A 12,642-nucleotide genomic window follows, 5' to 3' on the forward strand; every position below is an offset into this window, starting at 1 on the left:
TGAGGCTGTTTCATGAAATCGAAAAGATTTGAAGCGTTGGCGAAACGCCCGGTTAATCAGGACGGCTTTGTCAAAGAGTGGATCGAGGAAGGCTTTATTGCCATGGAAAGCCCGAATGATCCGAAACCTTCCATCAAGATTGTTAATGGTGTGGTGACCGAACTGGACGGCAAACCACAAAGCAGTTTCGACCTGATCGACCACTTTATCGCCCGCTACGGTATCAATCTGGAGCACGCGGAAGAAGTGATGAAGATGGATTCCATCAAGCTGGCCAATATGCTGTGTGACCCAAATGTGTCGCGCCGCACCATTGTGCCACTGACGACCGCCATGACACCGGCCAAGATCGTCGAGGTGGTATCCCACATGAACGTGGTGGAAATGATGATGTCGATGCAGAAAATGCGCGCTCGTCGTACCCCATCGCAACAAGCCCACGTCACCAACGTGAAAGATAATCCGGTGCAGATTGCCGCTGACGCCGCCGAAGGTGCATTCCGTGGCTTCGATGAGCAAGAAACCACTGTGGCTGTGGCCCGTTACGCGCCGTTCAACGCCATCGCGCTGTTGGTAGGTTCGCAAGTGGGTCGCCCGGGTGTACTGACCCAATGTTCTCTGGAAGAAGCTACCGAGCTGAAACTGGGGATGTTAGGCCACACCTGTTACGCTGAAACCATTTCGGTTTATGGCACTGAACCAGTATTCACCGACGGTGATGACACGCCATGGTCAAAAGGTTTCCTTGCCTCTTCCTATGCATCACGCGGCTTGAAAATGCGCTTTACCTCGGGTTCCGGCTCTGAAGTACAAATGGGTTATGCCGAAGGTAAATCCATGCTGTATCTGGAAGCGCGCTGCATTTACATCACCAAAGCCGCCGGGGTTCAGGGGCTGCAAAACGGTTCCGTCAGCTGCGTCGGTGTGCCATCGGCGGTGCCATCTGGCATTCGCGCTATTTTGGCAGAAAACCTGATCTGTTCGGCGCTGGATTTGGAGTGTGCGTCCAGTAACGACCAGACCTTTACCCACTCAGATATGCGCCGTACTGCTCGCCTGCTGATGCAGTTCCTGCCCGGTACTGACTTTATCTCCTCTGGTTACTCTGCGGTGCCGAACTACGACAACATGTTTGCCGGCTCCAACGAAGATGCCGAAGACTTTGACGATTACAACGTGATGCAACGCGACCTGAAAGTCGATGGTGGCCTGCGTCCGGTATTGGAAGCTGACGTGGTGGCCATTCGTAATAAAGCCGCGCGCGCGCTGCAAGCCGTGTTCGCCGGTATGGGCCTGCCACCGATCACTGACGAAGAAGTCATTGCGGCGACTTATGCCCACGGCTCGAAAGATATGCCGGAACGTAACATCGTCGAAGACATCAAGTTCGCTCAGGAAATCATCAGCAAAAATCGCACCGGTTTGGAAGTGGTTAAGGCCTTGGCGCAAGGCGGTTTCGAAGATGTGGCGCAAGACATGCTCAACATCCAGAAAGCCAAGATTGCCGGTGACTATCTGCATACCTCGGCGATCATCAAAGGCGACAACCAAGTGCTGTCGGCAGTGAATGACGTCAATGACTACGCAGGGCCAGCTACCGGTTACCGGCTGGAAGGTGCACGTTGGGAAGAGATCAAAAATATTCCAAACGCGCTTGATCCGAATGAGCTTGGCTAAGGGGTTCACGAGATGGTGGATATTAACGAAAAACTGTTACGCCAAATTATTGAGGGCGTATTACAGGAAATGCAGGGAGACCAGAATACCGTCTCCTTTAAGCAAGAGACTCAACCCGTAGCGGCGGTAAGCACTGGAGCAGCAGGGGATTTTCTCACTGAAGTAGGTGAAGCCCGCCCCGGTAGCCAACAGGACGAAGTGATTATTGCGGTTGGGCCAGCATTTGGTCTGTCACAAACCGCCAATATCGTCGGGATACCGCATAAAAACATTCTGCGCGAACTGATTGCCGGTATTGAAGAGGAAGGGATTAAGGCGCGCGTTATCCGCTGCTTTAAATCCTCCGACGTGGCCTTTGTTGCCGTCGAAGGCAATCGCCTGAGTGGTTCCGGGATTTCTATCGGCATTCAGTCAAAAGGCACCACGGTTATTCATCAGCAAGGTCTGCCGCCACTCTCCAATCTGGAGTTGTTCCCGCAAGCACCGTTGTTGACGTTGGAAACCTACCGGCTGATTGGCAAAAACGCCGCGCGTTACGCCAAGCGGGAGTCACCACAACCGGTTCCAACTCTGAATGACCAAATGGCCCGGCCAAAATATCAGGCTAAATCAGCGATTCTGCACATTAAAGAAACCAAATATGTGGTGACTGGCAAGAATCCTCAGGAACTCCGGGTAGCGCTTTAACAAAGGAAAACACAATGAATTCCGAAGCTATTGAATCCATGGTTCGCGATGTGTTGAGCAAGATGAACAGCTTGCAAGGCCAGTCGCCTGCTGCTTGCCCAGCACCGGCAGCCAGTTCGCGCAGCGATGCCAAAGTCTCTGACTATCCGCTGGCGAATAAGCACCCAGACTGGGTTAAAACCGCCACCAATAAAACTCTGGATGACTTGACGCTGGCTAACGTGTTGAACGGCAGTGTGACCTCACAGGATTTACGTATTACACCGGAAATCCTGCGTATTCAGGCCTCTATCGCCAAAGATGCCGGTCGCCCACTGTTGGCAATGAACTTCGAACGTGCGGCCGAGCTGACTGCGGTGCCAGATGACAAGGTGTTGGATATCTATAACGCCCTGCGCCCATTCCGCTCCAGCAAAGAAGAGTTGAATGCCATCGCCGATGATCTGGAAAAAACATACCAAGCCACTATTTGCGCCGCTTTTGTGCGCGAAGCTGCCGTTTTGTATGTCCAGCGCAAGAAACTGAAAGGCGACGATTAATTCAGCAATAGCAAACGAAGGGAGATATGTCATTGGGGTCGTAGCGGCGTAAGTCGCCGGAGCGCTCCTAGCCATATAGGCCCTTCGCTCACCTCGGCGCAAGCAGAGGGTTATGTGGGCAAATAAGCTGTCAGCAATTTAAGGGAAGGAATATGGGGCGGTATATAGTCGGTGTGGATATCGGTAATTCATCAACAGAAGTGGCATTGGCACAATGCGCAACTGACGGTCAGTTACAGTTTGTTGCCAGCACTCTGACGGAGACCACCGGTGTCAAGGGGACGCAGCGCAATCTATTCGGCATCAATAAGGCGCTGAATATGTTGGTGGAAAAGGCCGGTATCACCCTCAGTGATATCAGTCTGATTCGCATCAATGAGGCAACCCCGGTAATTGGTGATGTGGCGATGGAAACCATCACTGAAACCATAATCACTGAATCCACCATGATCGGCCACAACCCGAAAACCCCCGGAGGGCTGGGGCTGGGTGTCGGGCTGACCATCACTATTGATGAGCTGGTAACTCGTGATCCCGCCCAACCTTACATTCTGGTGGTGCCCTCAACTGTCGATTTTGCTGATGTCGCCGCCGTGGTCAACGCCGCTAACGGTGCCGGATACCGCATTACCGCGATTATCTTGCAACGCGATGATGGCGTACTGGTTAGCAACCGCCTAAACCACCCGCTGCCGATTGTAGATGAGGTGCTGCATATCGACCGCATCCCCATGGGCATGTTGGCGGCGGTTGAAGTTGCCATGCCGGGTCAGGTGATTGAAAACCTCTCTAACCCTTATGGCATTGCCACGGTATTTGAACTCAGTGCCGAAGAAACCAAAAACATTGTTCCAGTCGCGCGCGCCTTGATTGGCACTCGTTCAGCGGTGGTCGTCAAAACACCTGAAGGGGATGTCAAAGCGCGCGCCATACCGGCCGGTCATCTGGAGTTGTTTGCCGAGGGTCGCACTGTCCGTGTGGATGTTGCCAGCGGCAGTGAAGCCATTATGACCGCAGTGAACAGCTTTCGGCATCTGGACAATGTCAGCGGTGAACCCGGCACCAATATCGGCGGCATGCTCGAGCACGTGCGCCATACCATGGCAGAACTGACCAACAAACCAGCCAATGAAATCTTTATTCAAGACTTGCTGGCGGTCGACACCGCCGTGCCAGTCAATGTCATTGGCGGTCTGGCGGGCGAGTTCTCGCTCGAGCAGGCGGTAGGTATCGCCTCCATGGTGAAATCTGATCGTCTGCAAATGGCGCATATTGCCAGTGAAATCGAGAAGACCCTGAATATTGATGTACAGGTCGGGGGGGCGGAAGCCGAAGCGGCGATACTCGGCGCGCTGACCACACCAGGGACGCGACGGCCACTTGCCATCCTCGATTTGGGCGCGGGTTCTACCGACGCCTCCATCATCAATGCCCAAGGTCAAATAGTGGCGACTCATCTGGCAGGAGCCGGAGACATGGTCACGATGATCATTGCCTCTGAACTGGATCTTCAAGACCGCTATCTGGCCGAAGACATCAAGAAATATCCATTGGCAAAAGTGGAAAGTCTGTTCCACCTGCGCCACGAAGATGGCAGCGTACAGTTCTTCCCACAACCGCTGCCGCCCGAGGTCTTTGCCCGGCTGGTGGTCGTCAAACCGGAAGGTCTGGTGCCACTGCCGGGGGATTACGCACTGGAGAAAGTGCGCAATATCCGCCGCTCGGCGAAAGAGCGGGTGTTTGTCACCAATGCGCTACGCGCCCTGCGTCAAGTCAGCCCAACCGGCAATATCCGCGATATTCCCTTCGTGGTGCTGGTCGGCGGCTCGTCGCTGGACTTCGAAATCCCGCAATTGGTGACCGATGCCCTCTCCCACTACAAGCTGGTGGCCGGGCGCGGCAATATTCGCGCCAGTGAAGGCCCGCGCAATGCGGTGGCAACCGGGCTGATTCTGGCCTATCAGCGGGAGAGTTACTGATGAACTTCACCAATGATGCTCCCGCCATCGTAATCAGCCGAACCTCACAAACACCAGAGGCCATCTGGCACCAGGTGTTACTGGGCATAGAGGAAGAAGGCATTCCCTGGCAATGGCAGCAAGACGATGATACCGATGCCATACAGCGCGCCTGGCAGGCGGCCACCCGCTCTCCACTGTTGGTGGGGTTGGCATGTTCGGCCGACGAAGTAGTGGTGCATTACCGTAATTTACCGCCCGCTAGCCCGCTGTTCCGGCAGGCGTGGGCACAAGACGAAGACCAACTACGGCGACTCGGCAACAACGCCGCCCGGTTGGTTAAAGGTTTACCGTTTAAGTTTTCCACACTCAAATAGCAGGGCGTTATCAGTGCAGGCAGTTTGGATTCCGCCAGCGCACAGCCGCCGGAGCGTACAAACAGTACGTGAGGATGGCGAGCACTGCCGGGGTTCAAAATGGCAAACAAGATAGCCCTAACTTTATAACAAGGAACTCAAATCTATGAACAACGCACTCGGACTCGTTGAAACCAAAGGCCTGGTCGCGGCTATCGAAGCAGCTGACGCCATGGTCAAGTCTGCCAACGTACAACTGGTGGGATACGAAAAAATCGGCTCTGGCTTAGTCACTGTCATGGTTCGCGGCGATGTCGGCGCAGTAAAAGCAGCTGTTGATGCCGGTTCTGCGGCAGCCAGCGCGGTGGGTGAAGTTAAATCCTGCCATGTGATCCCGCGCCCGCATAGCGATGTAGAAGCCATTTTACCGACCTCTGCCTAAGGGTAAGAAGAGGAGCACAGCGTGAAAACGTCACTGGGTTTACTTGAAGTTAGCGGTCTAGCGCTGGCGATCGGCGCGGCGGATGCCATGGCAAAAGCGGCATCCGTCAAGCTGATCGGGATAGAAAAAACCAACGGCTCCGGCTGGATGTTAATCCGCCTGACCGGTGATGTGGCCTCGGTTCAGGCGGCAATCAGTACCGGTGCCGCCTTTGCCGAACAGCATCATGGTTTGGTCTCACGCGCAGTGCTGGCCCGTCCGGCAACAGCGCTGATGACCTATTGGCTGGCTCCTACTGTTGCGGTGGCTGCTGTTGAGGTAGCCGCTGCCGAGGTAACGGCTGTCGAACCGGCAGTAGAAACCCGCTCAGTTGCTGAAGAGACAGAAGAAGCCGATACCCAGCAACCTGCTGATATCGCCAGCGATGATGCGCCCGAACAGGCCATTAGTGCTGCCGAACCCGCAGTTAGCGCCGATGAAAGTGAGGCCCAGCCAGCTCCGCGCGTGAGCTGTAATCTCTGCCTCGATCCGGCTTGCCGACGCCATAAAGGTGAGCCTCGCTTTCGCTGTATCCACTTGGGTAAACGAGGAAAAGTCTGATGGAAAAAGCGTTACTGGAACCCGTTGTCAGTAAGATCCTCGACGAAATGCGTCTTCGTCCGATCCCGCTTGGGGTTTCCAATCGACACCTGCATCTCTCGGTGCAGGACTACCAGCAATTGTTCCCAGACCAACCGCTGGTAGAGAAAAAAACGCTGCTGCAACCCGGCCAATTTGCCGCCGAACAGACGGTAACCTTGGTCGGGCCAAAGGGCAGCCTAAAAAATGTTCGGATTCTTGGCCCGTTACGTAGCCGCAGCCAGGTGGAAATTTCCCGTACCGATGCCCGCACCTTGGGGATTAATGCTCCCCTGCGCATGTCTGGCAATCTGGACAGCACCCCGGCAATCCGGCTGGTCAGCCCGTACGCTGAGCTGGAACTGCCCCATGGGGTGATTGTGGCACTGCGCCACATTCATATGTCACCGCTGGATGCCCTTATTTACCGGGTAAAACACGGCGACCGGGTGCAGGTAGCCATTCAGGGCAGTGGTCGTCGCTTAATTATGGACGATGTCGCTATTCGCGTTTCACCCCAAATGAGACTGGAAATGCACATCGATACCGACGAGGCCAATGCCGCAGGTGCCGACGACCCGGCCGCCTTTGCCACTTTGTTGACGCCACCACGGACAACGCAACCATGAATCTGACTCAGGCGCAAACCGAGCAACTGGTCAGCCAGATTGTCACGCGGTTGGCTGAGCGCGAGCGCCGGGTTCACGCCCTGTTGCTGCCTCAACTGCGCGCCGGGCTTGATCCAGCGGTATTCGTGCAACATGCCAATCTGCACCTGATGCTACCGGATTTGGCATTTATCTGCCGCTTGGCGCAATCCGATACCCACTGTCCGGCGGTAGCCGCACTGAACGAAGCCTGGTCATGGGGGATGAAAGTCCATATCAGCCTGCACCACCAGTTACTGCCCGCACTGCCCGCCGCTGCGCTGCGCCCGTTGCCGCTGACATTCAGTGACAGCCGTGGCATAGCCGTGCGGTTCTATGCCGGTAAGGTACTGAGTTATCGCGATATTGCCACACTCGGCCCCGGCTGGTTGCTTATTGACCACCACACACTGGTGACACCGCTGGCGCAAGACCAGTTGTCAGCCGGTCACATTCAACTGTTAAGGCAGGAGTAAATCATGCAACTGGCCAGAGTGGTAGGTTCCGTGGTCTCAACGCAAAAATCACCCACCTTGATTGGGAAAAAACTGCTGTTGGTGCGCCGTGTTGCCGGTGATGGCTCGCTGCCACCGGATAGCAAGACGCCGGATGAAGTGGCGGTCGATTCGGTGGGTGCCGGTCAGGGAGAGTTGGTGCTGTTATCAGGAGGGTCCAGCGCCCGGCGGGTGTTTGCCGAACCGAATGATGCCATCGATCTGGCGATCGTCGCCATTGTCGATGAGTGTTCTTACTGATTGAGCAGGTGACTTTATGAGCATCTATACCAAAACAGGTGACGCGGGGACTACGGCCCTGTTCACCGGCCAACGGGTGAAAAAAAGCCACCCACGGGTAGAAACCTACGGCACCCTGGATGAACTGAATGCCGCACTGAGTTTGTGTGCCCGTGTAGCACAAGGTGAGGAAAACCTTCTGTTACTCGATGCCGTACAGCATCAGCTGTTTTATTTCAGTGCCGAACTGGCCAGTGAAGGTATCGAGACTCCGCCAGTTGGCCGCAAAAGTATTCACGAACAAGACATTCATGCACTAGAACACGCCGTTGACCGCTGCATGGCGCAGTTACCCCCGGTGCACGGTTTTATCCTGCCCGGAAATACCGAAGCCGGTAGCCGTTTGCATTTTGCCCGCACTTTGGCGCGGCGCTGCGAGCGGCGGCTGATTGAACTGGCAGAGCAAGTGCCCGTGCGCCCGGTGCTATTGCAATACCTGAATCGGTTATCCGATTGCCTGTATGCACTGGCTCGCGATGAAGACCAGCGCCAGCAGTTACAACAAACCGCTCAAACCGTGGTAGCCCGTTATCTGGCGGCCACTGAGGCATCAGCCATGCAAACACCCCCTACTGCGGCGGCGCAAACCACACCACCCACTACTGCCGGACTCGGATTTTCTGATGTCCATCAGTTGGTTAAGTTGGCTGTCGATGCCGCCATGAAATTACAGATTGCGGTGGTCGTGGCACTGGCCGACCGCCACGGCAATATGATTATGACCTACCGTATGCCCGACACCCTACTGGTGAGCAGTGAGCTGGCCCCGAAAAAAGCCTGGACCGCGGTGGCGATGAAAACGGCCACACACCAACTCAGCAACGCTATTCAGCCGGGGGCCGACCTGTTCCAACTGGAAGCCAGCACTGGCGGCAAAGTAGTGAGTTTTGGTGGCGGCTACCCGCTGTGGCGCAATGGCCAACTGGTAGGCGGTTTAGGGATTAGCGGCGGTAGCGTCGAACAAGATATGCACATAGCAGAAGCGGCCATATCGGCTTTACATCTGAGGAATGAATAATGAACATTAATAACCTTGAGTCTCTCATTCGCACTATCCTCACCGAGCAACTGACGCCCGCAACTGCGTCTGCCTCCAGCGCTATTTTTGCCAGCGTGGATGAAGCAGTGAATGCCGCCCATAGCGCATTTTTGCGCTATCAGCAGAGCCCGATGAAAACCCGCAGCGCCATTATCAGCGCTATTCGTGAGCAACTCAAACCGCAGCTAGCCTCTTTATCTGAACGCGGTGCCAGCGAAACCGGCATGGGGAATAAAGAAGATAAATTCCTGAAAAATAAAGCGGCATTGGAAAACACCCCCGGCATTGAAGATTTGTCCACCACCGCCCTGACCGGGGATGGCGGCATGGTGTTATTTGAATTCTCGCCATTTGGCGTGATTGGTTCCGTCGCCCCCAGCACCAATCCGACGGAAACCATTATCAACAACAGTATCAGCATGTTGGCTGCCGGTAATGCCGTCTATTTCAGTCCGCACCCCGGTGCCAAAGCAGTATCGCTGGATTTAATTGCCCAAATTGAAGAGATCGCTTTCCACAGTTGTGGCATCCGCAACCTGGTGGTGACGGTGAAAGACCCCAGTTTTGAAGCTACGCAACAGATGATGGCGCACGACAAAATTGCCTTACTCGCCATTACTGGCGGGCCAGCCATTGTGGCCATGGGCATGAAAAGCGGCAAGAAAGTGATTGGGGCTGGAGCCGGTAACCCGCCTTGTCTGGTGGACGAAACAGCCGAATTAGTGAAGGCAGCACAGGATATCGTGGCCGGTGCATCCTTCGACAATAACCTGCCCTGCATTGCAGAGAAAAGCCTAATAGTAGTGGAGAGTGTCGCCGACCGCCTATTGCAACAAATGCAGGCTTTCGATGCTTTGCTTATCAGTGATCCACAAGATGTCGACAGCCTGCGCAAAGCCTGTCTGACCCCGCAGGGCCACGCCAATAAAAATCTGGTCGGCAAAAGCCCGGTTGAGTTGCTGAAAGCCGCCGGACTCAGTTGCCCGGCCAAAGCACCGCGTCTGTTACTGGTTGAAGTGGCCGGTGACGATCCTCTGGTTACCACTGAACAATTGATGCCGCTGTTACCGGTCGTTCGGGTAAAGGACTTTGATGCTGGCCTGACACTGGCACTGCAAGTCGAAGCCGGCCTGCATCACACCGCAACCATGCATTCGCAGAATGTTTCGCGCCTGAATCTGGCTGCCCGTCTATTGCAGACCTCTATTTTTGTCAAAAACGGCCCGTCCTATGCCGGGATTGGCGTCGGTGGCGAAGGCTTTACCACTTTTACCATCGCCACCCCGACCGGAGAAGGCACCACGTCAGCTCGCACCTTTGCGCGCCAACGCCGTTGTGTACTGACCAACGGTTTTTCTATTCGCTGAGCGAGGACGTATGAAGACTTTTTTCCTGCAAACACGCATTTATAGCGGGGAAGGCAGCCTCAAAGTGCTGCAACGCTTCCATCAGCGCAAAATCTGGATAATTTGCGACGGCTTTCTGGCGACGTCCCCGCTGTTGGATCGCCTTAAAACAGCCCTGCCCGCCGACAATCAGATAAGCCTGTTCAGCGATATCACGCCGGACCCGAATATCGCCACCGTGGTCAAGGGCATTGAGCAAATGCATGCGCTAAGCCCGGATATTGTGATCGGTTTTGGTGGCGGCTCGGCGCTGGATGCGGCCAAAGCCATTGTCTGGTTTAGTCGCAAGCAAGGTCTGGAGATCGAAACCTGTATCGCCATCCCGACCACCAGCGGCACGGGTTCGGAGGTCACCAGTGCCTGCGTGATCAGTGACCCGGAAAAAAGTATTAAATATCCTCTATTTGACGATGAGATTTACCCGGATATCGCCATTTTGGATCCGGCGCTGGTGGCAACCGTACCACCGGTTATCACCGCCAATACTGGGTTGGACGTGCTGACACATGCGCTGGAAGCCTATGTGTCGCCGCGCGCCAGTGATTTTACCGATGCACTGGCAGAAAAAGCGGTGCAGTTGGTGTTTCGTCACCTGCCAACCGCTTGCCGTAAAGGTGATTGCCTGATTACCCGCGGCAAAATGCACAATGCCTCCACGCTGGCTGGCATGGCATTCAGTCAGGCTGGGCTGGGTATCAACCATGCCATCGCGCACCAGTTGGGCGGGCAATTTCACATCGCTCATGGTTTGGCGAATGCGCTGCTGTTAGTGCCAGTCATTCGTTTTAATGCCGCCGATGTACGGGCGCGTAAACGTTATGCCCGACTGGCGAAAATATGCCACTTCAGCCCGGTAAAAGGTGATGAACGGGGGGCCGTCAATCAGCTCATTCATCAAATTGAGCTACTGAAACGCCAGTGCGGGATACCTCAACCCTTGGCGGCGATGAAAGTAAACGAGCGCCAGTTACAACAACGGATTCCGGACATGATAACCGCCGCACTGGCGGACGTCACACTGCGCACGAATCCACGCCCAGCTGACGATAATGACATCCGCGCAATTATCGAGGCACTTTATGAGTGATATTCAGATGCCTGATGCCTCCTTACTGCGCGCTCCCCCTGCTTATGGAGAACTGGCGCAATGTGATGCTGCCACCATCCAGCAGCGGGTACGTGATGCCGGTGTGGTCGGGGCGGGTGGGGCTGGGTTCCCGACCGCGGTGAAGCTTCAGGCGCAAGCAGATATTTTCCTGGTCAATGCCGCTGAGTGCGAGCCGATGCTGAAAGTGGACCAGCAGTTGATCCCGCGTCAGGCTGCGCGGCTGGTGCGTGGGGTGCTGTATGGCATGACCGCCACTGGCGCGCGCGAGGGAATTATTGCGCTGAAAGCCAAATATGTAGCGGCGATCGCGGCGCTGACTCCTCTGCTGCCCGCACAGATTCGCCTGCATATCTTACCCGACGTTTACCCCGCCGGTGATGAAGTGATTACTATCTGGCTGGCTACCGGTCGCCGGGTGCCCCCTGCGGCTCTGCCCGTCAGTATTGGCGTGGTGGTCAATAACGTACAAACCTTGCTTAATGTGGCGCGCGCGGTTGAACAACAATGGCCGGTGACTCGTCGTACCTTGACAGTGAATGGCGCGGTGGCGCGGCCATTAACCCTTACGGTGCCATTGGGTACTCCGCTGCGGGAAGTGCTGGCGCTAGCCGGTGGCGTCACCATCAATAACCCGGCCTATATCAATGGCGGCCCGATGATGGGCCATGCGGTGCATGACCTTGACCAACCGGTGACTAAAACCACCGGTGGCCTGTTGGTGCTGCCCGCTGACCATCTACTCATCACTCGCCGCGCCCGCAGTGATCAAGATGTGTTAGCCATTGCCCGCACGGTATGTGAACAGTGCCGCATGTGCACCGAGCTGTGTCCGCGCCACTTGATCGGCCATGAATTGCCACCGCATCTGCTGGTGCGGGCGATTATCTATCAACAAGTTGCTACCCCGGATATCTTGCTCAGCGCCCTCACCTGCTCAGAGTGTGGGGTGTGTGAAAGCTACGCCTGCCCGGTGGATATCTCGCCAATGCGCATTAATCGCCTGCTGAAAACCCAGTTGCGAGCACAAGGTGCTCGTTATCAAGGTGAGCTGCGCGAAGCCGACCCGATGGCTAATTACCGTATGGTGCCGACATCCCGACTGATTGCCCGCCTGGATCTGACTGACTGGTATCAAGCCGCTCCATTTAACCAAGAGGCTTATCTGCCCCAACAGGTCATTTTGCCGCTGCGCCAGCATATTGGTGCGGCCGCCGAAGCCATTGTTACTGTGGGTGAACGAGTAGAGCAAGGCCAGCTGATCGGGCAGATCCCAAACAGTGCCTTGGGTGCACCACTACACGCCAGTATCCGCGGTGTTATCACCGCCATCAGTACCAGCGCCATCACCATTGACCGGGTTTCTTAAAGAGG

At 55.5% G+C, this 12,642-nt stretch carries 14 protein-coding genes; all 14 read left to right on the forward strand.

Going from position 1 to position 12,642, the window contains the following annotated elements; genetic code table 11:
- The first annotated feature begins 12 nt into the window (after nucleotides 1-12).
- Entirely contained in the window at nucleotides 13-1,677 is a 1,665-nt protein-coding gene (gene pduC / locus FTA96_RS08160; protein ID WP_050106798.1) for a propanediol dehydratase large subunit PduC, read from the forward strand.
- A 15-nt stretch (nucleotides 1,678-1,692) separates the two neighbouring features.
- On the forward strand, nucleotides 1,693-2,364 hold the full coding sequence (locus FTA96_RS08165; protein ID WP_172665435.1) for a propanediol/glycerol family dehydratase medium subunit: 672 nt from the start codon (nucleotides 1,693-1,695) through the stop codon (nucleotides 2,362-2,364).
- A 14-nt stretch (nucleotides 2,365-2,378) separates the two neighbouring features.
- Complete coding sequence (gene pduE, locus FTA96_RS08170; RefSeq protein WP_050106800.1) at nucleotides 2,379-2,903, forward strand: propanediol dehydratase small subunit PduE; 525 nt, start codon at nucleotides 2,379-2,381, stop codon at nucleotides 2,901-2,903.
- 152 nt (nucleotides 2,904-3,055) lie between these two features.
- Nucleotides 3,056-4,882, forward strand: coding sequence for a diol dehydratase reactivase subunit alpha (locus FTA96_RS08175; protein ID WP_050106801.1), 1,827 nt, complete (start codon nucleotides 3,056-3,058; stop codon nucleotides 4,880-4,882).
- Nucleotides 4,882-5,238 (forward strand): glycerol dehydratase reactivase beta/small subunit family protein, encoded by a 357-nt coding sequence (locus FTA96_RS08180; protein WP_050106802.1) that lies wholly within the window; start codon nucleotides 4,882-4,884, stop codon nucleotides 5,236-5,238. Before FTA96_RS08175 ends, FTA96_RS08180 begins: the two co-directional genes overlap by 1 nt.
- A 145-nt stretch (nucleotides 5,239-5,383) precedes the next feature.
- On the forward strand, nucleotides 5,384-5,659 hold the full coding sequence (gene pduJ, locus FTA96_RS08185; protein WP_004090424.1) for a propanediol utilization microcompartment protein PduJ: 276 nt from the start codon (nucleotides 5,384-5,386) through the stop codon (nucleotides 5,657-5,659).
- Between the two features lie 21 nt (nucleotides 5,660-5,680).
- Nucleotides 5,681-6,259: a BMC domain-containing protein gene (locus tag FTA96_RS08190; protein WP_050134616.1), complete on the forward strand. Its 579-nt coding sequence runs from the start codon at nucleotides 5,681-5,683 to the stop codon at nucleotides 6,257-6,259.
- The gene (locus FTA96_RS08195; RefSeq protein WP_134956919.1) at nucleotides 6,259-6,906 is read left to right on the forward strand and encodes a phosphate propanoyltransferase; all 648 of its coding nucleotides are present in this window, start codon (nucleotides 6,259-6,261) and stop codon (nucleotides 6,904-6,906) included. Before FTA96_RS08190 ends, FTA96_RS08195 begins: the two co-directional genes overlap by 1 nt.
- Nucleotides 6,903-7,400, forward strand: coding sequence for a microcompartment protein PduM (gene pduM / locus FTA96_RS08200; RefSeq protein ID WP_050151358.1), 498 nt, complete (start codon nucleotides 6,903-6,905; stop codon nucleotides 7,398-7,400). Before FTA96_RS08195 ends, pduM begins: the two co-directional genes overlap by 4 nt.
- Before the next feature lie 3 nt (nucleotides 7,401-7,403).
- Nucleotides 7,404-7,679 (forward strand): EutN/CcmL family microcompartment protein, encoded by a 276-nt coding sequence (locus FTA96_RS08205; protein ID WP_004710233.1) that lies wholly within the window; start codon nucleotides 7,404-7,406, stop codon nucleotides 7,677-7,679.
- A gap of 16 nt (nucleotides 7,680-7,695) precedes the next feature.
- Nucleotides 7,696-8,736, forward strand: coding sequence for a cob(I)yrinic acid a,c-diamide adenosyltransferase (locus FTA96_RS08210; RefSeq protein ID WP_050122256.1), 1,041 nt, complete (start codon nucleotides 7,696-7,698; stop codon nucleotides 8,734-8,736).
- Complete coding sequence (locus FTA96_RS08215; RefSeq protein ID WP_050145163.1) at nucleotides 8,736-10,124, forward strand: aldehyde dehydrogenase family protein; 1,389 nt, start codon at nucleotides 8,736-8,738, stop codon at nucleotides 10,122-10,124. Before FTA96_RS08210 ends, FTA96_RS08215 begins: the two co-directional genes overlap by 1 nt.
- Nucleotides 10,125-10,134: 10 nt before the next feature.
- A complete protein-coding gene (locus FTA96_RS08220) occupies nucleotides 10,135-11,250 on the forward strand; it encodes a 1-propanol dehydrogenase PduQ (RefSeq protein ID WP_050151360.1) in 1,116 nt (371 codons plus the stop codon).
- A complete protein-coding gene (locus FTA96_RS08225; protein WP_050134610.1) occupies nucleotides 11,243-12,637 on the forward strand; it encodes a 4Fe-4S dicluster domain-containing protein in 1,395 nt (464 codons plus the stop codon). Before FTA96_RS08220 ends, FTA96_RS08225 begins: the two co-directional genes overlap by 8 nt.
- Nucleotides 12,638-12,642: the final 5 nt, after the last annotated feature.

The sequence above is a fragment of the Yersinia alsatica genome (genome assembly GCF_902170305.1).
Classification (GTDB): domain Bacteria; phylum Pseudomonadota; class Gammaproteobacteria; order Enterobacterales; family Enterobacteriaceae; genus Yersinia; species Yersinia alsatica.

Bases quoted from the DNA above. Each gene is read 5' to 3' on its own strand.
- pduE (WP_050106800.1), top strand. From the start codon at position 2,379: ATGAATTCCGAAGCTATTGAATCCATGGTTCGCGATGTGTTGAGCAAG.
- FTA96_RS08215 (WP_050145163.1), top strand. From the start codon at position 8,736: ATGAACATTAATAACCTTGAGTCTCTCATTCGCACTATCCTCACCGAG.
- FTA96_RS08205 (WP_004710233.1), top strand. From the start codon at position 7,404: ATGCAACTGGCCAGAGTGGTAGGTTCCGTGGTCTCAACGCAAAAATCA.
- pduC (WP_050106798.1), top strand. From the start codon at position 13: ATGAAATCGAAAAGATTTGAAGCGTTGGCGAAACGCCCGGTTAATCAG.
- FTA96_RS08180 (WP_050106802.1), top strand. From the start codon at position 4,882: ATGAACTTCACCAATGATGCTCCCGCCATCGTAATCAGCCGAACCTCA.
- FTA96_RS08210 (WP_050122256.1), top strand. From the start codon at position 7,696: ATGAGCATCTATACCAAAACAGGTGACGCGGGGACTACGGCCCTGTTC.
- FTA96_RS08220 (WP_050151360.1), top strand. From the start codon at position 10,135: ATGAAGACTTTTTTCCTGCAAACACGCATTTATAGCGGGGAAGGCAGC.
- FTA96_RS08175 (WP_050106801.1), top strand. From the start codon at position 3,056: ATGGGGCGGTATATAGTCGGTGTGGATATCGGTAATTCATCAACAGAA.
- pduM (WP_050151358.1), top strand. From the start codon at position 6,903: ATGAATCTGACTCAGGCGCAAACCGAGCAACTGGTCAGCCAGATTGTC.
- FTA96_RS08225 (WP_050134610.1), top strand. From the start codon at position 11,243: ATGAGTGATATTCAGATGCCTGATGCCTCCTTACTGCGCGCTCCCCCT.
- pduJ (WP_004090424.1), top strand. From the start codon at position 5,384: ATGAACAACGCACTCGGACTCGTTGAAACCAAAGGCCTGGTCGCGGCT.
- FTA96_RS08195 (WP_134956919.1), top strand. From the start codon at position 6,259: ATGGAAAAAGCGTTACTGGAACCCGTTGTCAGTAAGATCCTCGACGAA.